The sequence below is a fragment of the Labilithrix sp. genome (assembly GCA_019637155.1).
Taxonomy (GTDB): Bacteria; Myxococcota_A; Polyangia; order Polyangiales; family Polyangiaceae; genus Labilithrix.
In genome coordinates, this window is sequence record JAHBWE010000011.1 from 285,278 (window position 1) to 310,000 (window position 24,723).

The window sequence follows — 24,723 nt, forward strand, 5'->3', positions numbered from 1 at the left end:
TTGGGGGCTTACGCGGCTGGGGACAAGCGCGGAGTCCGCGGAGTCCGCCGCAGGCTCCAAAGCGTGGAAAGCGCGAGCGCGACGAACGTGACCGCGGCCACGACGTCGAACGCGGCCGTCCATCCGAGGCGCTTCGAGACGCTCCCGAGGACGATCGCGGCGAGGGTCGCGCCGACGTAGCCGACCGCGTCGATGAGCCCGGCCGCGGTCGCGGCGCTGCGGGCGCCGCCGACGTCGAGCGACACCGCGCCGGCGAGGAGCGAGTAGGGACCGAGGAGGAAGAGCCCGCACGTCGCGACGCCGATCGTCGCGATCGTCGGCGAGGTGACGCCGGCGTGCGCGAGCCCGAGCACGCAGAGGAGCAGCGCCGCGAGCGAGCAGCTCATGATCGGCGCGCGCCGCCCGGGCCCGAGCCGATCGGAGAGGCGCCCGGTCACGACCGACCCGACGATGCCCGCGACTCCGAAGAACGCGCTCTTCGCGATCGAGCTCGAGGTGGCCGACGCAACGTTCGCCGCGACGCTCACTTCATAGAGAAACCGCGGCGTCCACGTCATGAACCCAGCCCGCACGAACGTGAGCAAGAACGACAACCCCATCGCAAACCAAAACGCCCGAGACTTGGTCAGGTTCGAGAGGGCTCCGCCCTCTCGAGCTCTCCCGCCGGGGGATTCTTCGCGCGCGGAGCGCGCCTCGCCGCCCCCGGCCCCCCCGAGAGGGCGCCCGACCGGTTCGGGCCGCTCGGGCCGCTCGGGCCGCTCGGGCCGCTCGGGCCGCTCGGGCGGTTCGGGCCGCTCGGGGCCCCAGAAGCGGCCGCGAAAGCGGGCGCGAAGCGCCCCGAGCGCGAAGCGCGAGGGCCGTGTCTGGGGTGGGGGTGTCGGGGGCGAAGCCCCCGACGTTGAAGAGCGAAAGCGGGCGCGAAGCGCCCCGAGCGCGAAGCGCGAGGGCCGTGTCTGGGGTGGGGGTGTCGGGGGCGAAGCCCCCGACGTTGAAAGCCTGAGCTTTACCGTGACGGCGACCGCGAGCGTGATGGCGGGGTTGACGATGAAGAGCATGCGCCAGCCGGCGCCGGCGTGGACGAGGGCGCTCGAGAGGACGAGCGCGAGGACGTTGCCGACGTCGTAGCTGGTGGAGAGGATGCCCATCACGGTGCCGCGGCGCTCGGGGCCGAAGAGCTGGCCGACGAGGTTGACGAGCCCGCCCCAGCCGCCGGCTTGCACGAAGCGGTTCACGACGACGAGCACGCCGGTGAGCACGAGCCCGAGGCCGGCGCCGAACCTGCGCGGCGCGTCGAGCAGCGCGATCGCGAAGCACGCGGCGACGGTCGCGAAGAGGGAGCCGACGAGGACGTACTTGCCGCCCTTCACGTCGGCGAGAGGGCCGAGCACCAGCTTGCCGGCGGCGTACGCGCCGAGCGCGATGCCCATGACGAGCCCGGTCTGTTCGTTGTCGTAGCCGTAGTCGTTGGCGAGGAGGCTCAGCGCGGGCTCGACGTTCGCGCGACACAGATAGAACGCGGCGTACGCGACGAGGAGCAGCGGCAGCACGCGTCGCGGCGGCATCGTGACGAGCATAAGCGCGCGGCGCGGCTCCCTCGTGAATCCGAGGTGAAATGGCCTCACCAATCCGCTCCCGCGGAATCCAGCCTCCTGGGGGAAAACCCCCATGAAAGATCGTGATTTGAGACGCTTTTCGAATGGCGTCGGGAGGGAAGGAAATGAGAAATACGCCGGCATGCGTTACCCCCTCCTCGCCGCCGTCGTGTCCCTCGGTCTCATCGCTTGCGGAGGCTCGCAGGACGCGAAGAGCGCCGCCGACGTGCAGACCGACTGGTCGACGTTCTCGGGCAAGTACTCCGACACGGCCTCGCCGCGCCACGCGCGCGCGGAGAAGGCGGACAAGGGCGAGGTCGCGGCGAAGGAGTCCGCGGCGAAGGCGAAGGAAGCGCCGGTCGAGAAGGAGGAGGCGCCCGCGCTCCCGTCGACGCCCGCGCCGAAGTCGTCGCGGGGCATGGTGAAGGGTGAGTCGCTCTCGTCGGTCTCGCTCGACATGCTCGGCGAGGCGGCGACGACGGGCACGAAGTCGAAGCTCGTCTCGAGCGGCATCGTGACGGGCACGAAGTACGAGACGCTCACGGTCGAGACGAAGAAGGGCACGATCAAGATCACGCGCCCCGCCGCGAGCCCGAACCCGAGCGGCCCGGACGTCACCGCGCCGAAGGCGAAGTCCGCCGACCTCCCGAAGACGACCGCCTCCTGGTACGACGAGGACGCGGACGTCCTCGTCACCGTCACGACGCCGAAGGGCAAGTCCGCCGCGCAGAAGACGCTCGGCGCCGTCGTGAAGCGCTGAGCCGCACCACGGACTTTCCGGCGCGCCGCGCGCCGGACGAAGCCGGATCTCGAGCGTCGTAGGACGCGAGGTCCGGCTTCTTTTTTGCCCCGCGTCCCTCAGTCCTTCGTGACGTCGAGGACCGCGACGGTGCCGTTCGTCGCGTAGACGAGCTCGGTGTCGTTCTTGAAGAAGCCACGGTGACCGAGGTCGAGCGCGGGCGGGAGCGCGCGGACCTTCGAGGTCGTGACGTCGACGACGATCGCGTCGCGCGCGCCGCTCTCGACGAGGAGGCCGGCGTCGCTGATCGCGCGGAGGGCGTGGCCCGCCGCGTCCGCCTCGTCGCGCATCACCTTGCCGGTCGCGAGCGACACGACGCGCACGCGCCAGTGGGCGTCGCCGCGCTTCTTCGTCGAGACCGCGGCCCACTTGCCCTTCGGCGACACCACCGACTCGACGACGCGCCCGTCGGTCTCGAGGCACGCCGTCTTCTTGGTCGGGAACGGCGGCTTCAGGCCGATCGACACGAAGCACGCGCTCTCCGGCCGGACCGTGAGCGCGACCGCGGTCTGCCCGTCGGGGTGCGCGGCGAACCGAGCGGCGCGCACGCCCGCCGTGTTGGGGAGGACCTTCGGCGGCGCCGAGAGGTCCGCGGGCGCGACGAAGAGCTCGTAGCGCGCGAGCGCCCCGTCGAGGCGGCCGGTCGCGCGCCGGAAGAAGAGCCACTTGCCATCGGCGGACAAACGCGGATCGTACGCGGCCTCCTCCACGACGCGGCGTCGCACGCGCCCCTCCGCGTCGGCGACGTAGAGCCAGTCCCCTGCGTCGAACGCGATGGCGGCCGGCCCGGCCGCGAGCCGACCACACGCGCCAAAGGGAAACGCGCTCGCGATACGTGCACTCTGCACAAGATCGCGCCCGAACGCCGGCGACGCGAGCATGAACTCGAGCTCCTTCAGCTCCGCCGCCTTGCCGCCGATCGTGGACGCGGGGACGCGCGCCATCTCCGCGAGCCGCGTCTCCTCCGTCACCACGCCGCTCGCGACGTCGACGACGCGCACGTCGAACGCAGACCGCATCTCGGGATCGAGCCGCCGCAAGAGCGCCCGCTTCCCATCGGCCGACAACGACTCGAAGTGCCACGCGCTAGCCTCACCGCCCGCCTCCACCGCCCCCGCCTCGACCCCAACGAGGACCCCCGCGAGCCCGAGCATGACGACCGACCAACGCCGCATCCCCCCAGCCTGCACACCCCCCAACACAGGGCCAACTCTTCAACGCCGGACCTCTTCGGCCGCACGGACGCCGTACAAGACTATTTTTAGGCGTGCACGACTCTCCAGTCCGCTGCAACGCCTTCGGTATGCGGCGTCGCGAGGATCTGCCTTTCGCTACGCATCGCGCCCGCGCCCCAGCCAAGGCTCCCTCCCCGAGTCCACAACCCAGCCCCCCGCAGCCAACGTCCGCAAACGTAGCCCTTCTGCGTTCGGCCGAGCTCGCGCGAGGGATCGCCGACCTTCGCGAGCAGGCGCACAGCTCGAACCACACGGCCCGTTGCCAATCGCGCGAACGCAGCCCCAACCTCTCGGTCACGAACCCGAGGCGAACAAGCGCGAAGCGACCGACCTCACGCGCTTCTCCGCTCGTCGCGCGCCGCCGTCGCGAGCACACTGGTCGATCCGCGCCGCCGCGGATCAACCTCCCGGCCCCCTCACGCTGCGAGCTCGGTTTGTTTCGCAACCAACGGCAGCCGCGGTTGTGGGCCCGCGCGCCGCCCCCACGTGCCACGCGCCGCCCCTCACGCGCCAGCGATCCGCGCCGTCGCGGATCAACCTCCCGTCATCATCATGCTGCGCGCTCGGTTTGCTTCGCGGTTGTGGGCCCCACGCGACGCCGTCCGCGGGCACACCAAGCGATCCGCGCTGTCGCGGATCAGTCTCTCCGCCCCCACCCTCACGCTGCGCGCTCGGTTTGTTTCGCAACCGGTGGCAACCGCGGTTGTGGGCCCCGCGCGCCGCCCCCGCGCGCCGCCCCTCACGCAACGCCAAGCGATCCGCGCCGTCGCGGATCAGCCTCTCCGCCCCCCTCACGCTGCGCGCTCGGTTGTTTCGCAACCGACGACGGCAGCCACGGTTGTGGGCCCGCTTCTCCGCACCGTCGTCGCGCGCCGCCCCCCCGCGCCGCCGTCGCGCGCCGTCCCCCCGTGCCGCCCCCCCGCGCCGCCGTCGCGTGTCGCTCCGCGCCGCCCCCACCCTCACGCTGCGCGCTCGGGTTTGTTCGCAACTGATGGCAGCCGCGGTTGTGGGCCCACGCACGCCGCTCCCCCGTGCCGCTCCCCCGTGCGCCGCCGTCGCGCGCCGCCTCCACGCTCACGGCGCTCTGCTGCGCGCTCGGGTCGTTCGCAACCGGTGGCGGTCGACGGTCACTACCTTTTGGGGCGGTCGCGTTACCGTCTGGGGGATGGAGGAGCGGGCGAAGAGGCGGCATGGCGACGATCTTCGCGCTGCGGTCAAGCTCGCGATCCTGGCGACGACGGGCGTCACGGACGTCGTGGAGGAGATGCATGTCACGATCGGCGGCGGGCCGCCCTTGTTGGGGCGACCGCTCGAGGGGCCGGTGCGTCTCGTCACGAAGCTCTCGTATGGCGCGGTGCGTGGCGTCACGAAGCTCGTCGGCGCCGGGCTCGACCGCGCGATCGAGGCGCTCGCGCCGGCGCTGGGGGAGAGCACGCCTGGTCCCGAGCGCGAGGCCGTCCTCTCCGCGCTGAACGGCGTCCTCGGCGATCACCTCGCGGCGACGGGGAGCCCGCTCGCGATCGAGATGAGCCTCCGCTGCCGCGGGCCGCGCGGAGGGCGGAGGCTGCTCGTCCTCGTGCACGGCTCGTCGATGAACGACCTGCAATGGACGAGAGGCGAGCATGACCACGGCGCCGCGCTCGCGCGCGACCTCGGCTACACGCCGATCTACATCCGCTACAACACGGGCCTCCACGTCTCGACGAACGGCCGCGCGCTGGCGAGCCTGCTCGACGCGCTCGTCGCCGAGTGGCCGGAGCCGATCGACGAGATCGCGATCGTCGCGCACAGCATGGGCGGTCTCGTCGCGCGGAGCGCGGCCCACGTCGCCGCTCTCGGTGCTCCATGGCGCATGAAGCTCCGGCGGATGGTCTTCCTCGCGACGCCGCACCACGGTTCGCCGCTGGAGCGCAGCGGCAACCTCGCGGCGGCGCTGCTCGGCGTCACGTCGTACAGCGCGCCGCTCGCCCGCCTCGCGCGCATCCGCAGCGCCGGCGTCACGGACCTCCGCCACGGCAGCATCCTCGACGAGGACTGGTCCAACGCGGACCGCTTCGCGCTCGGCGCCGACGCGCGCACGCCGGTGCCGCTCCCCGCAGGCGTCGAGTGCTACGCGATCGCCGCGGAGCGCGACGCGCTCGTCCCCCTCGCGAGCGCCCTCGGCACCCACCACGACGCAAAGCACACGCTCGCGTTCCCGCCCAACGCCACCTGGACGGCCCCCGCGCTGAACCACCTCGAGGTGCTCTGGGACCCCGGCGTCTACGCCCGCCTCCGCGCCTGGCTCGCGTGAGCGCATGGAGGCGCTCGATGCGTTCGGGACGCGGGCGCCGCCGCCCCGCCTCCGCGACCTGGCTCGCGTGAGGGTTTGAGCGGGTGGTGCTTGGGGTAGGGGGGGCGTGTGGGGAGGGGGGCGCGCGGTGTCCCTTCCCTGCCGAGCGAAGCGAGGCTTTGGGAAGGGCCGCCCGCGCGCAGGCGCGAAGCGCCGAGCACGGACGGGGGATGGGCACCTAAAAGAAACGAAACGAGCGCGATCCTGGGTGGGGATCGCGCTCGTCGGGTAAAAGCGAGAGGCTAGGGCGAGGGGCCGGTCAGGCCGTGGCTTCGGTGGGCTTCTTCTCGTCCTTCGCCGCGGCGGTGGCGCTGGCGGCGCCGGCTTGCTCGTACTTGCGGGGGCGCGGCTTCACGAGCGTGATGTCGACGGCGTCGGTGACGCTGACCGTCTTGCCGGCGAGGTTGTACGTGAGGTCGCGGACGTACTTGACCTCGCTGCGCTTGCCGGACTCGCCGTACAGCGCCATCGTCGAGCGGAGCCAGTTCTCGTCGTCGCGGTTCTTGAAGTCCGGCTTGAAGTGCGCGCCGCGGGACTCGTCGCGGTTCTTCGCGCCCTGCGCGATGACGCGCGCGATGATGAACATGTTCCTGAGGTGACGGACGAACTGCGCGCCCATGTTCGCGCGCGGGGCCTTGTCCGTGACGCCGACGTCGTGCCAGCGATCCTCGAGCTCGTCGATCTTCGCGATGACCTTCTCGAGGGTCGGGTTGTGGCGCTCGATCGTGCAGTCGCGGAGCATCGTCGTCGCGAGCTCGTCGTGGAGCTGGTACGGGTTCTCGTCGCCGTCCATCTTGAGGATGGCGTCGTAGCGCTCGCGCTCCCGCTTCGCGGCCTTGTCGAACACGCTCGACTTCGTGTCGTACGCGCTCGCGCCCATGTTCTTCACGTACGTCACCATCGCCGGGCCCGCGACCATGCCGCCGTAGATGCACGACAAGAGCGAGTTCGCTCCGAGGCGGTTCGCGCCGTGGTACTGGTACTCGACCTCGCCCGCGGCGTAGAGGCCCTCGATGTTCGTCGACTGGTTGCGCGGCGAGCCGACGACGAGGGTGCCGTTCGAGGCGCGCTCGAAGTCGACCCAGAGGCCGCCCATCGTGTAGTGCACCGCGGGGAAGATGCGCATCGGGTTCGTGTACGGGTCCTCGCCCACGAACTTGTCGTAGATCTCGAGCACGCCCGCGAGCTTCTTCTCGAGGAGCTCCTTCGGGAGGTGCGTGACGTCGAGGTAGACCTCGAGCTCGTTCTTGCCGGACTTGGCGTTGAAGACGCCCTTGCCCTCGTGGAAGCACTTGAGGAACAGCTCGCGGCTCGCGATGTCGCGCGGGACCAGGTTGCCGTAGCCCGGGTACTTGTTCTCGAGGAAGTACTCGCGCTCCGACTCCGGGACCTCGCGGCCGCGGCGGCGCTCCTTCGGGTCCTTCGGCACCCAGACGCGACCGCCCTCGCCGCGGACCGACTCCGAGATGAGGCGCAGCTTGTCGGCGGCCGGGATCGCGGTCGGGTGGACCTGGATGAACTCGCCGTTGCCGTAGCAGGCGCCCTGCTGGTAGACCGCGCTCGCGGCGGTTCCAGTGTTGATGACGCTATTGGTGGATTTGCCGAAAATGATGCCGACCCCGCCGGTCGCGAGGCAGACCGCGTCGCCGCGGAAGGACTCGATCGCCATCGACTTCATGTCCTGCGCGACGATGCCGACCGCGCGGCCGGTCTCGTCCTGCACGATCGAGAGGAAGTCCCAGAGCTCCCACTTGCGGACCATCTTCTCGCCGCGGACGACGACGCCGCGATCGTCCTCGACGTCGACCGTCTCGTAGCGGCGGACCTGCTCGTCCAACGCGTAGAGGAGCTGCTGGCCCGTCGTCGCGCCCGCGAACGCGGTGCGGTGGAAGAGCGTGCCGCCGAAGCGGCGGAAGTCGAGGAGGCCCTCCGGCGTGCGGTTGAACGGCACGCCCATGCGGTCGAGCATGTGCACGATGCCCGGCGCCGCCTTCGTCATGCCGTAGATCGGCGGCTGCTGCGCGAGGAAGTCGCCGCCGTAGGCGGTCTCTTCGAGGTGGACCTCCGGCGAGTCGCCCTCGCCCTTCGTGTTCACGCTCGCGTTGATGCCGCCCTGCGCGCAGACCGAGTGCGACCGCTTCACCGGGACGAGGGAGAAGAGATCGACGGGGATGCCCGCCTCCGCGAGCTTGATCACCGTCATGAGGCCAGCGAGGCCTCCCCCGACGACGATCACGCGCCGGACCTTGCCCGACTCGGTGACGATGCTGTGCTTCTGGGCCATGGGGTCGATCCTTTAGAGTCTTCGCTACTTCGGAGCAACCACCGATCCGCATGGGGGGGCATTTGCGCCCGATGGGTCGGAAGAAAACTGCGTGCCCGTCGCGAATCCCAGCACCGTGAGCGCGCCGGCGACGAAGACGGCGCCGCCGACGATCGAGGTGAGGACGCGCATCCGGCGCGTCGCCCAGCCCTTCAGCGCGCTCGCGGCGAAGAGGCCGTTCGCGAGGTGGAAGGACGTCGCCGCGACGCCGAGGAGATAGAAGAGCGCGAGCCACGGGACGCCCGCGTACGTCCACGACAGGTGCGCGGTGAGGACGGTGTGGAGCGCCGCCGGATCGAGGCCGAAGAAGAGGCGCTGCACGCGGAGCTCCCAGAGGTGCACCGCGACGAAGAGGAAGACCACCGTCGCGCTCACGCGCTGGAGGACCCAGAGGCGGCGATCGCCGAAGCGCTCGACCTCCGCGTCGGCGGAGGGGCGCGCGAGGAGCCGGAGCCCGTAGATCGCGTGGTAGGCGAGCGGGAGGAGGATGAAGACGACCTCGAAGAGCGCGAGGAGCTTCCAGCGCTGGATCGAGCCGACGACGCGGTCGTAGGCGTCCGCGCCCCAGAGCACGGAGGCGTTCGTCGCGACGTGCTCCACGACGAACGCCGCGAGCACGATCGCCCCGGCGATCGTGTGCAGGCGTCGCGCCGACGGAGACGACATCGCCCGCGAGTATACTGACCCCGTGGGCCGCGCGGCGAGGACAATGCTTGTATTGTGCATCGTCGTGGGCGCTTGCTCCCGGTCCGCCCGGAAGGAGCGGACGCCGGTCGCGTCGCTCTCGCAGTCGCCGGCCGCGGCGGCGGAGTTCCTCGTCGTCCGCGAGAGCTGGGAGGCGCGGAAGGTCTCCCGCGACCAGGTCGAGGCGTTCCTCGCGCGGCACCCGAAGGACGGCGCCGCGCCCGTCGCCAAGCTGTACCTCGTCTTCCTCGCCTTCGAGGCCGGGCAGCTCGCGAACGCGGACGAGCTGCTCGCGTCGATCGGCGAGCTCCCGCCGGGCACGACGCGCGACCTCGCGACGGTGGCGCGCGCGCGGAGCTTGCGCCTCCACGGCGCGCCGCACGCCGCGCTCGACTCGCTGCGGTCGCTCGTGGGGAAGGTCGTCGACGACGGCGATCGCGAGGTGTTCCTCGAGGAGATCGCGCTCTCGGCGATGGCCGCGCACGTCGACTACGAGGCGGTCGCGTACCTCGACGCGTGGCTCCGCGGCGTCGGCGAAGACGACAAGGAGCGGGTGCGCGAGAAGATCGAGCAGGTGATCGAGTCGCTCCCGCGCAAGGTGCTCGAGGAGACGTACACCTCGATGCGCGCGCGCGGGGCCGCCTCCGGCTACGGCACCGACATGCAGAAGATCGTGGCCGAGCGGCTCGCGCGGATCGCGGTCCAGACGAACGACGCGGCGCTCGCGCGCTGGCTCGTCGATCAGAGCGGCGTCAGCGCGGCGCAGACCGGCGGCGACGCGGGGGTGGAGCTCGGCGAGCTCGCGGCCTCGCGGCGCGGCATCGCGAGCTTCGCCGGGCGCACGGTCGGCCTCCTCGTGCCGACGCGCGATCGCGAGCTCCGCGACGAAGCGGCCGACGTCGTGCGCGGCATCTCGTGGGCGCTCGACCTGCCGCGCCGCGCGGGCGTCACCGACGGCGTGCGCCTCGTCACGCGCGACGACGGCGTCGACGAGGCGAGCACGAACGCGGCGCTCGAGGAGCTCGAGGGCGAGGGCGCCGGCGTCATGATCGCGGGCCTCGATCGCGCGAGCGCCGATCGCGCGGTCGTCTGGAGCGAGAAGAACGGCGTGCCGGTGCTCCTCCTCACCGCGCCGAGCGCGAAGCTGATGCCGCAGAAGTACGGCGTCGTGCTCGGCGATCGGCTCGAGCGCGAGCTCACGATGCTCGGCCAGGCGCTCGTGCGCCACGGCGCGAAGACGGCGGCGTTCGTCGCGAGCGCGGACGACGACGTCGGCGCGGCGGCGGCGATCGCGGGCGGCGGGCTCACGCTGCTGCCGGCGGTGCGCTGCGACGTGCCGCTCGCGGAGGCGGGGCGGACACGTTTTCCGATCGACGCGTGGACGGCGAAGGGGGCGCGCGGCTTCCTCGTGTCCGGCTCCGGCACGTGCGCGCGCGACGTGCTGCGCGACGTCGGGAGCAGGACCGCGCCGGTCGCGCTCACGCTCGAGGCCGGCGTCCCGCTGAGCGACGTGCCGAAGGGCGTCACCGTGCTCAGCGCGGCGGCGGGGATCATCCCCGTCCTCACGAGCAAGCCGGACGAGGTGCAGAGCGACGAGGTCCGCCGGTTCATGGAGAGCCTCGGCGTACGGCCGAGCTGGTGGTCGGCGCTCGGGCACGACGCGGGCGTGCTCGCGAAGGCCGCGCTCCAGAGCGTGCCGACCTCGAGCACGGTCGATCCCGAGGTCATCACCCAGCGTCGCGCGCTGGTGCAGACGGGGCTGCTCGCCACGCGCGTCGCGTTGTGGACGAGCGAGGAGCAGCAGCTGAAGAGCACGCGTATCCTCGACCGGACGCTCTCCCTCGTGACCTGGCAGCGTGACAAACGGTGACTCTTTTGTGGTCAGGGGCTTCGCCCCCGACACCCCCGGCCCTGGGACACGGCCCTCGCGCTTTGCGCTCGGGGCGCTTCGCGCCCGCTTTCGCGGCCGCTTCCCGGGGCGCCCGAGCGGCACCCCTGGGGCTCCGATTTGCATCTCCCATGACACGATGAGACGATCCCATGCTGAGGAGCTTGCGATGATGCCGACGGAAGGCCGGACCGATCACGTCGAGGTCACGATCGACGCCCTCTTCGTCGAGCACTACGACCCGCCGAAGGTGCCGCCGAAGACGAGCGCGGCGATGAAGGGCCGGCGGCGGCGCGTCGTGCCGCATCCGAGGTCGCTCGTCGGGATCGGGCTCATCGGCGCGGCGCTCGCGGGGGCCGGGCTCCTCGTGTTCAAGCGCTGGTTTGCCTGAGCGTCGTCTCGACGCTAGTCCGCAGAGGTGCGCCGCGCCGCTGCCGTAACGCTGTTCCTCGCGGTGGCGGCGGCGTGCTCGTCGGAGGACGCGCCGCGCTCGTCGAACGTGCGCGAGTGCGGGCTCGTCGTCTGGCACAAGCCGGTGAGCCCGAGCGCGCACGTCGAGGTCGTGGGCGACTGGGACGGATGGAAGCGGCCGGGGCGCGCGCCTTCGGTTCGGCCCGACGGCTGGCGCGTCACCGCGATCGACACCTCGCCGGGGGAGCACGCGTACGCGATCATCGAGGACGGCGTCTGGCTCACGAACCGATCCGAGCCGATGACGGGCACGCACGACGGCCGCGAGGTGACGGTCGCGACCGCGGCCGCGTGCGAGACGCCCGCGCTCCGCGTCGACTCGGTGGAGACGAACGCGGCCGGCGACGCCAACGTGCGCCTCACGTTCCTGTCGGCGAAGAACGGCGCGCGCGTCGAGGCGGCTTCGGTCGTCGCGAAGGCGCGCGATGGGAGCGAGCTCCGCGCGGACGCGGTCGACCCCGCGACGGGGAAGATCGGCTTCGCGCTGCGCGGCCTGGCGCGTGGAAAATACACGTATACGATCGAGGCCCGATCGGCGGACGGTCGCGTCGCCGAGGACGCGCGCGCGACGGTGTGGATCGACGGCACGAACGAGCCGTGGGACCCGCGCGACGCGATCGTCTACCAGGTCGTCCTCGATCGCTTCCGCGACGGCAGCGGCGCGCTGAAGACGCCGGCGACGCCGTCGGCGCGCGCGGGCGGCAACCTCGCCGGCGTGCGCGCGGCGCTCGACGCGGGGGAGCTCGAGGCGATGGGCGTCTCGGCGCTCTGGCTCTCTCCGCTCTACACGAACCCGGAGGGCGAGTTCCTCGGCAAGGACGGGCGCTCCTATTCGAGCTACCACGGGTACTGGCCGATCGATCCGCGCGGGATCGACCCGCGCGTCGCGACGGAGGCCGAGCTCGACGACTTCATGGCCGCGGCGCACGCGCGCGGCGTCCGCGTGCTGTTCGACGTCGTGCCGAACCACGTCCACGAGCAGCATCCGTGGACGCGCGAGCACCCGGAGTGGTTCGCGAACGGCTGCATCTGCGGAGAGGGCGCCTGCGACTGGGGCGCGAACATCAAGACGTGCTCGTTCGCGCCGTACCTCCCCGACATGGACTGGAACAACGGCGCCGCGGCGAAGGCCGGCAGCGACGCGGTGCTCTGGTGGTTCGATCGCTGGAACGCCGACGGGATCCGGATCGACGCGGTCCCGATGACGCCGCGCTCCGCCACGCGCCGCGTCGCGACCGCCGCGCGGCGGCGCTACGAGCATCCTGGGAACCACCTCTACGTGATCGGCGAGAACTTCGTCGGGCCCGGCAACTACCAGAGCCTCCGCTACGACCTCGGTCCTTACGGCCTCGACGGGAGCTTCCACTTCCCGCTCATGTGGACGCTCCGCAACGCGATCGCGTACGAGAGCGCGCCGCTCTCCGCGATCGAGGCGAGCTTCCTCGAAGGCGAGGCGACGTGGGAGGGCGCCGACGCCGTGATGGGCCTCTTCATCGGCAACCACGACGTCTCGCGCTTCGCGACCGAGAGCGCCGGCAACGCGGACGGCGACACGTGGATCTCGCCGCCGCAGCCGGTCGATCCGCTCGTCTACGCGAAGCAGCGGCTCGCGCTCGCGGCGGTGCTCACGATGCCGGGCGCGCCCGTCCTCTACTACGGCGACGAGGTCGGGCTCGCGGGCCGGAGCGATCCGGACTGCCGCCGCGTGATGCCGGCCGAGGGCGAGCTCCTCCCCGAGCAGATCGAGACGCGCGCGCTGACGCGGAAGCTCGGCGTGACGCGGTCGTGCTCGCGCGCGCTCCGGCGCGGCAAGCTCACGACCCTGCTCTCCGACGCCGAGCGCTTCGTGTTCGCGCGGACGACCGAGGACGAGACGGCGATCGTCGTCCTGACGCGCCGGCCGACGACGCCGGTGGAGGTGGCGCTCCCGGCGGGGTCCCCTACGGACCTCGTGGAGGCGCTCAGCGGAAAGCCGCTGGACGCGACCGTCCTGACCGTCCCGCCGGACCCGTTTGCGGTAAAACTCTACATTTCGGCCGCGACCCAGTGTGTCGTGACTCAGCCGTGAGTTGACAAACCTGGCCCTTCCGCCATGCTGCGCCAGGCTTCGAGGTCCCCCATGCCTTCGTCTCGTCTCGCCGCTGCTTTCGTTCTCGCCGGCGTCCTCGCGGCCGCGTGCGGGAGCTCCGATGCCACGAACCGCGACTACGGCGAACCGCCGGATCCGTCGAAGTTCAACCCGGGGAGCGGGAGCGGCGACGATCCGTACGGCTACGGCGGCCAGCAGACCGGCGCGAGCATCGTCGTGTGCCCCGAGGAGCTGAAGCGCTGCCCGCACACGATCACGTATCCGTTCAATGGTGAGACGAGCGTGGAGCTCCGCGGCGACTTCGGCGGCCCCGAGACCTGGGAGGTCGGCAAGCCGATGACGCGGACGGGCAACCTCTGGAGCGTCGACATCCAGGTCCCGCTCGCGACGCCGATTCAGTACAAGTTCATCGTCGACGGGGTCTGGAAGACCGATCCGAACCAGCCGATCGTGACCGACGCGCAGAGCAACTCGAACAACACGTTCGAGGGGAAGACCTGCGAGGAGCCCGCCTGCGAAGAAGAAGGGGAGCTCCCGCCCGGCGTCTACGACTGGCGCGACGCGGTCATCTACTTCGTGTTCGTCGACCGCTTCTTGAACGGCGACAGCGCGAACAGCTGCACCATCCCCGGCGTCGATCCGATCGCGAACTACCTCGGCGGCGACTGGAAGGGCGTCACCGAGCGCATCAAGGACGGGTACTTCAAGAGCATCGGCGCCAACACGCTGTGGGTCACGGTGCCGTTCGACAACCCGAACAAATCGGGCAAGGGCGTCGGCGGCGACACGCGGAACTACTCCGGCTACCACGGCTACTGGCCGCTCCTCGGCGCGAGCGCGACGCAGCTCTCGACCGAGGGGTGCTTCGGCACGTTCCAGGACCTCAAGACGCTCGTCTCGACCGCGCACCAGAACGGGATCAAGGTCCTCTTCGACTACGCGATGGTGCACGTCCACTCGGACTCGCCGGTGTACCAGCAGCACAACGACTGGTTCTGGCCGAACAGCAACGGCTCCGGCGGCGACTGCGTCTGCGGGCAGGGCTGCTCGTGGGACGCGCAGGCGGAGCGGTGCTGGTTCACCGACTACCTCCCGCACTGGAACTACACGAACGCGGCGGCGCGCGATTGGGCGGTCGAGAACGCGGTCGAGTGGGTGAAGCAGACCGGCGTCGACGGCTTCCGCGCCGACGCGATCAAGCACGTCGACATCTCGTGGCTCACGTCGCTGCGCGCGAAGCTGAAGACCGACGTCATCGCGCAGCAGGATCCGCAGCAGCGCTTCTACATGGTCGGCGAGACCTACGACTTCGGGAACCGCGAGCTGCTCAAGAAGTACATCGATCCCACGACGAAGCTCGACGGTCAGTTCGACTTCCCGCTCCGGAAGCTCATCGTCGAGGCGACGCTCATGCGCACGACGCCGATGAGCGAGCTCTCGCGGTTCATGGACACGAACGACCTCTATTACGGGTCGCGCGCGATCATGAGCACGTTCATCGGAAACCACGACCTGCCGCGCATCATCCACCTCGCCGCGAACAACCGGCCGTGGGGCAACGACCAGGGCGCCGACGGCAAGAACCTCGCGTGGTCGAACCAGCCCGGCCCGGTGAGCGAGCTCGCGGCGTACGAGCGCGTCGCGAACGGCTTCGCGGTGATCTTCACGAACCGCGGCGCCCCGCTCATCTACTACGGCGACGAGATCGGCCTCCCCGGCGCGGGCGATCCCGACAACCGCCGCGTGATGCAGTGGTCGGGCTACACGCAGGCGCAGACGTACCTGCGCGATCGCCTGAAGCGCCTCGGCGAGATCCGCGCGCGCCACCCGGCCCTCCGCCGCGGCCGCCGCTCGACCATCAACGCCGACTCCGACGCGTGGGTCTTCAAGCAGGAGCTGCCGGGCCAGGACGTCGTGTACGTCGCGATCAACCGCAGCGACTCCTCGAAGGTCGTGAACGGCCTCCCCAACGGCGCGCTGAACGAGGAGATCGAGTCCTCGAACGCCAACGGCCCCACCGTCACGGTCCCGCCGCGCCAGGTCCGCATCTTCAGCCCGAAGTAGGGCCCGGGCTACGGCGGCGCGAAGCGGGCTGGCCGTGACATTTTCATGTACGCTCGGTCGGGATGATGATGCGTGCTGTTCTTTGTTTTGCTGCGGCTGCGGTCGTCGCGTGTGGAGGCAAGGAGTCGAAGACGCCGGACGACGTGTCGACGGATCCGCCCGAGGCCTCGCCGGTCGCGCCGCCCGCGCCCGCGTCTTCGCCTTCGCCCGAGGCGACGCCCGCCGTGCCGAAGAAGCGGAAGGCGTACGAGATCGTGAACCTCTGCCCGAACGTGGTGACGCTCCTCTTCGACAAGGGCGGCAGCGAGGACCCGAAGGCGGCGACGGTGGGGAGCCGCACCTTGGCGGGGAACGGCCGCATCGACGACCCGCCACGCGACAACGACGGCAACCAGGTCATCTGGCTGATGGTGCGGGACGCTCCGCTCGTCCGCGTCCGCGTCTCCCGCGGCACGACGCGCGTCGAGGTCGGCACGAGCTGCGATACGCTCGAAATGCATTGAGAATCCGCCGAACTGGGACGGAACGGCGATTCAGGAACGAATCTTTCCGGCGCCGTCAAGAAAAAATTGCGTGCGTCCCGCTTGCGTCCTTAGCGCGTTGCGCTATCCCCACCATCCGCCCTGCAGCGGTGACAGAAGGGCGCAGGGAGGACACGTAAGTGTCCGTAATGACGCGTGTTGAGGAGGAGCATTGGGTCCTACTGTAAACTCGACGGCTGGCGAGAAACGGGTACACTCTCGATCTCTCGTGCCTTCTTCTTCGCGCAAAGCTTCTTCCGAGCTGACGATCGAAGCCATCTACGCATCTCGGACCACGCGCACCTTCGGTGGCTGTCCGGATGCGGAGCACATCCCCAACGAGGGAGAGCGCGCGCGCCTCATCGGCGACATCACGCGCCTGATCCGCGAGCCGCAGATGCCGGAGACCACGCGGACCGCGGGCCTCACCCTGATCGGCTGGCTCGCGCGCCGCATGCCCGGTGAGGCAGCGCACGCCATCGGCGTCGACGAAGCGCGCCAGTCCGAGCGCCGCGTCCGCGCCGCCCAGCAGCGGAAGCGCTGAGTATTCAACGCAGGGGCTGCGCCCCTGCACCCCGCTCGCGCGACATGCATAAAACGCGAAGACGCGTTTTTTGCCGCGCGCTCGCTTCAAACGCAGGGGCTTCGGCGTTCGTTCGAGCCGTACCTCTCGGCGCGCTGATCGCCGTCCTCGTCGCCGCCGTCGCGACGCGGACCAAGAAGCCGCCCGCGCCCCTCACGCCCGCGCGCATGACGATGGATCCCGTCGTCGTCGAAGCGGGCTCCGCGCTCCTCCGCGGTGAGCTCGCCGACGCGGCCGTCGCCGACGGCGCCGCGCGCATGCAGCACGGCGACGCGCGCCGCACGCATCGCGCGCGCGGGCGCGGGCCGAAGACCGTCCGCGTCGGGTGGACGGCGAAGGTCGACGCGCCGGTCGCGGCGCAGGTCACCGTCTCCGAGGACGAGGCCACGCTCTACGTCGCGACGCTCGGCGGCGACCTGATCGCGCTCGCGCGGGCCGACGGCGCGCGGCGCTGGACGGTGAAGCTCGGCGATCGCGCGTACGGCGCGCCGTTCGTGCACGACGACGGCACCGTCTGGGTGGGCAGCGACGCGAAGAAGATGTTCGCGATCTCGGCGAAGGGCGAGGTGCTCCATCGCGTCGACGTCGACGGCGAGGCCGACACCGCCGCGCTCGCGACGCCGGACGGGAACGTCGTGTTCGCGGCGGGCAACCAGGTGCTCGCGGTGCGCCGCGGCGGCGACGTCGCGTGGCGCTTCGCGGCGAAGAGCAAGGTGTTCACCGCGCCGGCGCTGAGCGGGACGCGCATCGTCTTCGGCTCGCAGGACGACGCGGTCTACGCGGTCGACGCGGCGAGCGGCGTCCTCGCCTGGCGCGCGCCGCTCGGCGCCGACGTCGACGGCGCGCCGGTGGTCGGCGACGACGGATCGGTCTGGGTCGGGACCGATCGCAACGAGGTCGTGATGCTCGCGCCCGACGGCGGGACGGTCTGGGCGGCGGACGCGGGCGGGTACGTCCGCGGCGGGCTCGCGCTCGCGCGGAACGGCGACGTCCTCGCCGGGACCTACGGGCCGGCGCCGCGCGTCCTCCGGATCGGGCCCGACGGGGGCATCCGCGGGTGGTTCCCGGTGCAGGGGACCGGCGCGCGGGAGTTCGGGATCCACGGCGCTCCGCTCGAGGACGACGACGGCGCGCTCTACTTCGGGGCCCAGGACGACGCGGCCTACGCGATCGATCCGGACGGCTCCGTCCGCTGGCGGTTCCCGACCGGGGCGGACGTCGACGCGCCGCTCACCCTGCTCACGGATGGGTCGCTCGTCGTGCCCTCGGAGGACGGTTCCGTGACTTTGCTTTTGCCGTGATCTACCGTGGCGAGGCCGAATGGGCGCGCTCCCGCGCTCTCTCACCCTCGATGGCCGAGATTCCGCAACCGAAACCGACCGACGCCGAGGACGTGGCCTGGGGCCTCCAGACCGCGGACACGCTCTGGCGGCGAGGGGAGAGGATCGACGCCCTCGTCTGGCTGCGCCGCGCCGCGCAGGCCGCCGGCGACGCGAACGACGACGACCGCGCGCTCGAGCTCGCTCGCTACGCCGCCGAGCTGACCGAGTTCATGAACAACGAGGAGGCGCCCGAGCTCCACGAGGACGACCTCCTCGAGGAGGACGAGCTCCCGACCGACATCGAGGTCGACGAGGACGAGCCGCTGCGGCCTCCGCCGCGCGAAGCGTCCGCGCCGGCGATCGAGGCCGGCACCGCCGAGGTCGACGCCGGCGAGCTCGGAGGCCAGGAGCCGTACGAGGAGCAGGACCAGGACGCAGCGCGCGAGCGCATGCCGTCGGTCGTCGACGCCGCGACCGCGCACGCGGGCATGTTCGATCCGTGGGCCGAGATGTCCGCGCAGCTCCCGGTCCCGGGGCCTGCGCCCGCGTCCGTCCCGCCGCCGCCGCAGGACGAAGAGGTCGTCACGAGCGTGCGGCCGAACGCGCTCATGAAGCCGCGCTCCGACGCGCCCGCGCCGCGCGTGCCGATCTCGTCGCCGCCGCCGCCGCTCGCGCCGCCGCAGCGCGCCTCGCGCCCGAGCTTCAGCGGGCTCGCCGCCGCTCCGGTCGCGCCGCCGCCGCCGCCGGTCCGTCCGCCAGCCCCGAAGCCGCCGCCGCCGCTCCCGCCGCGCGCGGCAAAGCCACCGTCCCGAAGCCCACGCTCCCGAAGCCCTCCGCCGAAGGTGCCCGTCGCGCGCGCGGTCGAGCCGCCGCCCGAGCCCGAGCCCGAGGTCGCGCCGCCGCCTCCCGAGCCGCCGCCGCCCCCGGAGCCCGAGCCGCCGCCGCCCGAGGTCGCGATGCCGTCGATTCCGCCGGCGACGGGGCTCGACCTCGAGTCGGTCGAGGCGTTCTCGGATCTGCCGGACGACGCGCGCGCCGCGTTCGCCGCCGCCGCGACGCTGCACGACCTGAACGAGGGCGAGGAGATCGCGACGTTCGCGCTCGCCTACATCGTGAAGGGATCGTTCGAGGTCGCGGCGACGATGGTCGACGCCCCCGCGGGCCGGCTCGAGGAAGGCGCGGTGCTCCGCGCGCGCGGCACGACCGACGAGGGCGTCCCGATGCGCCTCATCGCGACGAAGGGCTCCGGCACCGTCGCGACGTGGTCCGACGCAGCGGTGGAGGACGCGTTCCGGACGATCCCGTGGGTCGAGGACGACCTGCGCGCCGCGGCGGACAAGGTGCAGACGCTGGTCGGCATCACGATCGGTCCGCTCGGCGAGCGCCTCGACATGTCGATCCGCGAGCAGGTCATCTCGAAGCTGAAGATGCGTCCGCTCCTCCCCGCCGAGATCGTCGTCAACGCCGGCGAGACGGTCCCGGGGCTGCTCCTCATCGGGATCGGCGAGCTCGAGCTGATGAAGGGCGACGAGGTCGCGGGCGTGGTCGGCTCCGGCGAGTTCCTGTTCCCGAGCGAGGTGCTCGGCATGGGCAACGCGCCGTTCACCGCGCGCGCAGGGAAGGGCGGCGCGCTCGTGATGTTCGGCGATCGCGGCGTCGCGCAGGAGCTCCTCGTGACGTGCCCGCCGCTACTCGAAGTCTTCGCCGGGATGTGACGTCAGGCGCGCCGTCTTCTTCTCGTTCTGGGCCCCGCCTTCGAGGTCCCAGCGCAGCTCCTCGTTGCCCTCCGCGCCCGCGAAGCGGAGGCCGAACCACTTCGCCTGGTCGTTGATCGTCGACCGGCCGTCCGGCGTCGTGGTGGGGAACTTGATCCGGAAGATGTGACGCCACACCGTGGAATACGGGAAATAGCGGATTTCCAGCGGGCCGGGGCGGAGCACGAGCTCGATCGAGGTCGGCGCGGTCTCGTTCCCTTCGTCGTCGATCAACCGGACGATCCACGCGCTCTGCGGCTTCGTGAGATCGGCCCAGCGCACCTTCGTGCCGTAGAGCGCGACGTAGAAGCGATGCGAGTCGCGCGTCTCGGCGAGCGTCTTCTCGAGCAGCGTGCGGCGCTGCTCGACGGTGAGGCGGTAGTCGTTCGAGTACTTCACGACGTACGCCCACCGGAAGTCCCACGACTCGAACGTCGCGGTGACGGTGAGCAGGTCGTCGAGCTCGCTCACCGCGAAGAGGCTCTTCGTGCGCGTCCAGCGATCGAGCACCTGCGCGTAGTCGCTGTCGGTGTACTCGCGGGTGCCCTTCCCGAGCGACACCTTGGGGTCAGAGCACGCGAGGCTCGCCGTCCCCAAGACGATGCAGAAGGCCACGAGAGATCGCGCGAGCACGACACCACCATCGCCGAATCGTCCGCGCGAGGGAAGGTGGGAAAAGCTCTGGTGCACCGACGCGGGAGCACGTTCACGCCGTCCTGTAATGCAGAGCGCCGCAACGACGTTGGCAGCGTGTGGGCGCCGCGCATCGGAAACTTTCCACGACGATGCACGTCCAACCGGAGTTGCTCGCGCGTGGCACATGCTTCGCAGAGCTGTCCCCATCCTCTGCCGTACAGGTGCGCTTTGATCGACAAGCTCGACTTTCTGGTTCGCTTCTGGGAGCTCTCGGCACGCAACGCGTCGCTCGGCGAACCACTCGAGAGCCGTGAGCAAATCGAGCTGTTGTCGCTCATGCAGCTCGTGACGGGCGACCTCGATGTCCCAGCGATCGGGCCGTACGAGCGACCGCGGAGCGCGCTGCCGGCGCAGATGATCGGCGATGGGGCGATCCTGCCGGTGGAGGTGCGTAGCGTCGGTGCCGGTGCGGTGGTCGTGAGCTGCGCATCGACGGTGCCGAGCGGAGCGAACGTGATCCTGCGCGCGGCCGACGCGATCACCGGCGTCGAGTACGCGCTGCCGTGCAAGGTGCTCTGGGTCTACCGCGGCGCGCCGACGATCCTCGCGCTCTCCGTCGACGGCATCCCGACGCGTCGCGTCTTCGCCGGCGTACCCGAGCCTCGCATCGCGATGCCGCTCACGCTCGGCAAGCACGCGCGGCTCGTCGGCTAAGGGCCGGCGCCCCACATTTCTGTGTACCCCACACAGGTCGCATCGGCGTATAACCGCACGCGATGCCCCTGAAAATCAGCGTTCGTTCCGTCCTTCCGTCGCGCGAGACCGGTGACCTCATGGTCGTCGGCACGCCTCTCCTCGGAGGCCGTCCCAAGAAAAACGAGCGGTCGCCGCTCGACGGGTTCGATCGCGCGCTCGGGGGCGCGCTCGGCAAGCTCATCAAGAAGGAAGAGTTCAAGGGGAAGAAGGATCAGCAGATCTCCCTCTCGACCCTCGGCAAGGTGAAGGCCGATCGCCTGGTCGTCATCGGCCTCGGCGACGTCGCGAAGCTCGGCCCCGCCGACCTCCGCACGTTCGCGGCGAAGGCGGCGCGCGCGGCGAACGCGGACAAGGCGAAGCGCCTCGTCCTCGGCGTGCCCGCCGGCCTCGAGCACCGCCTCCGCGAGATCGCGGAGGGCCTCGAGCTCGGCGCGTACCGCTTCAACAAGTACATGACCGGCGATCGCCGGCCCAAGGCCGAGCTCGGTCAGGTCACGATCTGTCTCGGGGGCGAGACGCCGAAGAACGCGAAGCAGCAGGTCGACCTCGGGCAGACGGTCGCGAACGGCGTGAACCTCTCGCGCGATCTCTCGAACGAGCCGCCGAACGTCATCTACCCGGAGACGCTCGCCGAGGCGGCCAAGGTCGCCGCGAAGGAAGCCGGCATCAGCGTGCAGGTGTTCGACTACAAGGAGATCCAGAAGCGCGGGATGAAGCTGCTCCAGGCGGTGGGGCAGGGCAGCGACCACAAGCCGTGCCTCGTGCACTTCACCTACAAGCCGGCGAACCCGAAGCGCCGCATCGCGATCGTGGGCAAGGGCATCACGTTCGACTCGGGCGGCCTCTCGATCAAGCCCGCGGCGGGCATGGGCGAGATGAAGCACGACATGAGCGGCGCGGCGAACGTCGTCGGCCTCATGTCCATCGTCGGCCGCCTCAAGCCGGACGTCGAGGTGCACGGCATCCTCGCGGCGGCGGAGAACATGCCGGACGGCGGCTCCTATCGCCCCGGCGACGTGTGGGGCTCGCTGGACGGGAAAAGTGTCGAAATCGTCAACACCGACGCCGAGGGCCGCCTCATCCTCGCCGACGCGCTCGCCTACGCGCGCGCGCTCGAGCCGGACCTCATCGTCGACAACGCGACGCTCACCGGCGCGTGCGTCGTCGCGCTCGGCAACGGCTGCTCGGGCTGGTACTCGAACAACGAGGCGACGGCGGAGGAGTTCCAGACCGCGATCAAGGACTCGGGCGAGCAGATGTGGCGCATGCCGCTCGTGGAGGACCTGAAGGATCAGCTGAAGAGCGACAGCGCCGACCTGAAGCACACCGGCGATCGCTGGGGCGGGTCGATCAGCGCGGCGCTCTTCCTCCGCGAGTTCATCGGCAACACGCGGAACTGGGTCCACTGCGACATCGCCGGCCCGGCGATGGGCGACCGCGTGCGCGGCTGGGACCCCAAGGGCGGCACCGGCCACGGCATCCTCACGTTCCTCGCGCTCATCGATCGCGCGAGCAACGCGGCGGTGGTCCCGACGTCTCCGTCGGCACCGGCTCCGACGCCTGCGCCTGCTCCGTCGGCGCCGTCGCTCGCGAAGGCCGCTCCGCGCCCCGCAGCCAAGAAGTCCGCGCCGACCAAGCCGCGCTCGGAACCCCTCCCCGCGCCAACAAAGCCGCGTCAAACGCGAGCACGCGGCAGAAAAACGTTCTGACGTTTTTCTGCATCGTGCGAGCGGGGTGCAGGGGCGCAGCCCCTGCGTTGAATAGCTCGCTGATCGCTGCTAGCCGTTCTCGATGGACGTCGAGCGACGGCTCAGTCGCGGCATCTCCCGCGCGATCGCCGATTTCGGCATGATCGCCGACGGCGATCGCGTCATGGTCTGCGTGAGCGGCGGCAAGGACAGCTACACGATGCTGCACCTGCTCCGCGAGCTCACGCGGAAGGCGCCGGTCGACTTCTCGCTCCTCGTCGTCAACGTCGACCAGGGCCATCCGGGCTACCCCGCCGATCGCCTCCGCGGCTACATGCGCGACGAGAGCTACGACTTCCGCATGATCGCGGAGGACACGTACTCGATCGTCACCGAGAAGATCCCGGCCGGGAAGACGTACTGCTCGCTCTGCTCACGGCTCCGGCGCGGCATCCTCTACCGCCTCGCGAAGGAGTACGGCGCGACGAAGATCGCGCTCGGCCATCATCGCGACGACATCCTGCAGACGCTGTTCCTGAACCTGTTTTTCGCCGGCTCGCTCGCGGCGATGCCGCCGAAGCTCGTCTCGGAGGAGGGGCACGTCGTCATCCGGCCGCTCGCCTACTGCGCGGAGGAGGACATCGCGGCGTACGCGCGCGAGAAGGCGTTCCCGATCCTGCCGTGCGATCTGTGCGGCTCGCAGGACAACCTCCAAAGGAAGATCGTCGGCTCGTTGTTGAACGATCTCGAAGCGAAGCACCCTGGGATCAAGAACGTGATGCTCGCCGCGCTCCAGAACGTCCGTCCGAGCCAGCTCCTCGACAAGGACCTCTGGAAGACGCTCGGCCTCGAGGCGGCGCGGGAGGTCACCTCGCTCGTCCCGCCCGCACGCCTCGTGAGGGTCGCCGCGGAATGAGCTCCCCCGACGACGCCCCGATGTCCGGCCCGATGCCGCCGCGGCGGCCGGGTCTCCTGCAGCGAATCGCAGGTATCGGCGCGTCGGCGCAGGCGGCGATCCCGGGGCTCTACGCCTGGGCGATCACCGTCGCCCCCGCCGCGTGGTCACGGGGCGCGCCGCTCCTCGCGAAGGCGGCGGCGATCATGGGGATCGTGGCGCTCGTCACCGCGCCGTTCGTCGAGGGCAGCGGCGGCGCGACGGCCGGCGCGTCGGATCACGATCGCTCCGCGGCGAAGCTCGGGGCGCTCGAGCGCGTCGCGGCGTGGACGGGCCCGATGTGGGCGCGCACGTGGTCGGTCTGGGGCTTCGTCCTCTCGAGCGCGATGGTCTGGGCGCTCGCTCCCTCCGCGCTCTCGTCGGCGCGGATGGACGGCGTCCGCGGCGCGGCCGGCATGGTGGGCTGGGCGCTCTTCGCGTTCGCGTCCGCGGGGCCCGCGCTCAAGCCCGATCCGAGCTCGCCGGCGCGCATCATCGCGAGCACCTCGCTCAAGCCGCGGAGCGCGCTGCCGCGAGGCGACGGCGCCTACGTCGCGGTCGGCGTAGTGCTCGCGCTCGCGATGCAAGGGGTCGGCTGGGGGGTCGCGGTGCCGGAGCGCGCGGTGCTCGTGCGCCTCGTCACCGTCGTTTGCGGCATCGCCGTCATCGGCGGCACGACGAGCATCGCGCTCGCGCGCCACGGCACGCGCATCGCCGCCTCGCGGCGCATCCGCCTCCGGCGGGCTCTCCCGTGGCTCGTCCTCCTCGGCGTCGTCGCGTGCGCCGGGGTCGCGCTGGGGGTGGCACGGTGAGGACGAGCGGCGGTATCTTTCGACCGTGACGCTCCTCGACGTCCTCGCCGGTATCCTGGTCCTCGGCGCGGCGGCCGCGTTCGTATGGGGCGCGCTCGCGCTCTCACGCGCGAGCGACGTAGAGGCGATCTACTTCCTCGTCGTCGGCATCGTCGCGCTCCGTGCAGGCGTCCAGCTGGTACGACCAGGGGCGAACGCGTGAGGCTCTCAACGTCGGGGGCTTTGCCCCCGACACCCCCA

The 24,723-nt window shown here is 71.0% G+C and carries 20 protein-coding genes; 15 read left to right on the top strand and 5 right to left on the bottom strand.

What is annotated here, in order from left to right; all coding sequences use genetic code 11:
- Nucleotides 1-8: 8 nt before the first annotated feature.
- Entirely contained in the window at nucleotides 9-1,562 is a 1,554-nt protein-coding gene (locus tag KF837_24580; GenBank protein ID MBX3230522.1) for an MFS transporter, read from the bottom strand.
- Between the two features lie 172 nt (nucleotides 1,563-1,734).
- On the opposite strand from KF837_24580, the gene KF837_24585 reads away from it, so the two are divergent.
- Nucleotides 1,735-2,352: a hypothetical protein gene (locus tag KF837_24585; GenBank protein MBX3230523.1), complete on the top strand. Its 618-nt coding sequence runs from the start codon at nucleotides 1,735-1,737 to the stop codon at nucleotides 2,350-2,352.
- A 98-nt stretch (nucleotides 2,353-2,450) separates the two neighbouring features.
- Here the strand turns inward: KF837_24585 and KF837_24590 are convergent, their stop codons facing one another.
- A complete protein-coding gene (locus KF837_24590) occupies nucleotides 2,451-3,566 on the bottom strand; it encodes a PD40 domain-containing protein (GenBank protein MBX3230524.1) in 1,116 nt (371 codons plus the stop codon).
- A gap of 1,225 nt (nucleotides 3,567-4,791) precedes the next feature.
- Between KF837_24590 and KF837_24595 the strand changes: the two genes are divergently transcribed.
- Nucleotides 4,792-5,919, top strand: coding sequence for an alpha/beta fold hydrolase (locus KF837_24595; protein ID MBX3230525.1), 1,128 nt, complete (start codon nucleotides 4,792-4,794; stop codon nucleotides 5,917-5,919).
- Between the two features lie 298 nt (nucleotides 5,920-6,217).
- Here the strand turns inward: KF837_24595 and sdhA are convergent, their stop codons facing one another.
- Both sdhA and KF837_24605 read right to left on the bottom strand, forming a co-directional pair.
- Nucleotides 6,218-8,242: a succinate dehydrogenase flavoprotein subunit gene (gene sdhA, locus KF837_24600; GenBank protein ID MBX3230526.1), complete on the bottom strand. Its 2,025-nt coding sequence runs from the start codon at nucleotides 8,240-8,242 to the stop codon at nucleotides 6,218-6,220.
- Between the two features lie 24 nt (nucleotides 8,243-8,266).
- On the bottom strand, nucleotides 8,267-8,947 hold the full coding sequence (locus tag KF837_24605) for a hypothetical protein (protein ID MBX3230527.1): 681 nt from the start codon (nucleotides 8,945-8,947) through the stop codon (nucleotides 8,267-8,269).
- Between the two features lie 64 nt (nucleotides 8,948-9,011).
- Between KF837_24605 and KF837_24610 the strand changes: the two genes are divergently transcribed.
- From KF837_24610 to KF837_24645, 8 genes are all read left to right on the top strand, one after another.
- Nucleotides 9,012-10,835, top strand: coding sequence for a hypothetical protein (locus KF837_24610; protein MBX3230528.1), 1,824 nt, complete (start codon nucleotides 9,012-9,014; stop codon nucleotides 10,833-10,835).
- A gap of 187 nt (nucleotides 10,836-11,022) precedes the next feature.
- Nucleotides 11,023-11,244: a hypothetical protein gene (locus tag KF837_24615; GenBank protein ID MBX3230529.1), complete on the top strand. Its 222-nt coding sequence runs from the start codon at nucleotides 11,023-11,025 to the stop codon at nucleotides 11,242-11,244.
- Between the two features lie 27 nt (nucleotides 11,245-11,271).
- Entirely contained in the window at nucleotides 11,272-13,392 is a 2,121-nt protein-coding gene (locus tag KF837_24620) for a hypothetical protein (GenBank protein MBX3230530.1), read from the top strand.
- 51 nt (nucleotides 13,393-13,443) lie between these two features.
- Nucleotides 13,444-15,477, top strand: coding sequence for a hypothetical protein (locus KF837_24625; GenBank protein MBX3230531.1), 2,034 nt, complete (start codon nucleotides 13,444-13,446; stop codon nucleotides 15,475-15,477).
- A 62-nt stretch (nucleotides 15,478-15,539) separates the two neighbouring features.
- Nucleotides 15,540-15,980, top strand: coding sequence for a hypothetical protein (locus KF837_24630; protein MBX3230532.1), 441 nt, complete (start codon nucleotides 15,540-15,542; stop codon nucleotides 15,978-15,980).
- A 247-nt stretch (nucleotides 15,981-16,227) separates the two neighbouring features.
- Nucleotides 16,228-16,542 carry a hypothetical protein gene (locus KF837_24635; GenBank protein ID MBX3230533.1) on the top strand — a complete coding sequence of 105 codons (315 nt, stop codon included), beginning with the start codon at nucleotides 16,228-16,230 and terminating at the stop codon, nucleotides 16,540-16,542.
- Between the two features lie 206 nt (nucleotides 16,543-16,748).
- Nucleotides 16,749-17,882 carry a PQQ-binding-like beta-propeller repeat protein gene (locus KF837_24640; protein MBX3230534.1) on the top strand — a complete coding sequence of 378 codons (1,134 nt, stop codon included), beginning with the start codon at nucleotides 16,749-16,751 and terminating at the stop codon, nucleotides 17,880-17,882.
- Nucleotides 17,883-17,932: 50 nt separating this feature from the next.
- The gene (locus KF837_24645; GenBank protein MBX3230535.1) at nucleotides 17,933-19,618 is read left to right on the top strand and encodes a Crp/Fnr family transcriptional regulator; all 1,686 of its coding nucleotides are present in this window, start codon (nucleotides 17,933-17,935) and stop codon (nucleotides 19,616-19,618) included.
- Here KF837_24645 and KF837_24650 read toward each other — a convergent pair.
- Nucleotides 19,592-20,290 carry a hypothetical protein gene (locus KF837_24650; protein ID MBX3230536.1) on the bottom strand — a complete coding sequence of 233 codons (699 nt, stop codon included), beginning with the start codon at nucleotides 20,288-20,290 and terminating at the stop codon, nucleotides 19,592-19,594. The genes KF837_24645 and KF837_24650 overlap by 27 nt on opposite strands.
- 231 nt (nucleotides 20,291-20,521) lie before the next feature.
- On the opposite strand from KF837_24650, the gene KF837_24655 reads away from it, so the two are divergent.
- The 5 genes from KF837_24655 to KF837_24675 all read left to right on the top strand — a co-directional run bounded on the left by KF837_24655 (nucleotide 20,522) and on the right by KF837_24675 (nucleotide 24,685).
- Nucleotides 20,522-21,007, top strand: coding sequence for a hypothetical protein (locus KF837_24655; GenBank protein MBX3230537.1), 486 nt, complete (start codon nucleotides 20,522-20,524; stop codon nucleotides 21,005-21,007).
- Nucleotides 21,008-21,069: 62 nt separating this feature from the next.
- A complete protein-coding gene (locus KF837_24660; protein MBX3230538.1) occupies nucleotides 21,070-22,758 on the top strand; it encodes a leucyl aminopeptidase in 1,689 nt (562 codons plus the stop codon).
- A gap of 82 nt (nucleotides 22,759-22,840) precedes the next feature.
- On the top strand, nucleotides 22,841-23,653 hold the full coding sequence (gene ttcA / locus KF837_24665) for a tRNA 2-thiocytidine(32) synthetase TtcA (GenBank protein ID MBX3230539.1): 813 nt from the start codon (nucleotides 22,841-22,843) through the stop codon (nucleotides 23,651-23,653).
- Nucleotides 23,650-24,483 carry a hypothetical protein gene (locus KF837_24670; protein MBX3230540.1) on the top strand — a complete coding sequence of 278 codons (834 nt, stop codon included), beginning with the start codon at nucleotides 23,650-23,652 and terminating at the stop codon, nucleotides 24,481-24,483. Before ttcA ends, KF837_24670 begins: the two co-directional genes overlap by 4 nt.
- Before the next feature lie 25 nt (nucleotides 24,484-24,508).
- The gene (locus KF837_24675; GenBank protein ID MBX3230541.1) at nucleotides 24,509-24,685 is read left to right on the top strand and encodes a hypothetical protein; all 177 of its coding nucleotides are present in this window, start codon (nucleotides 24,509-24,511) and stop codon (nucleotides 24,683-24,685) included.
- Nucleotides 24,686-24,723 lie beyond the last annotated feature (38 nt).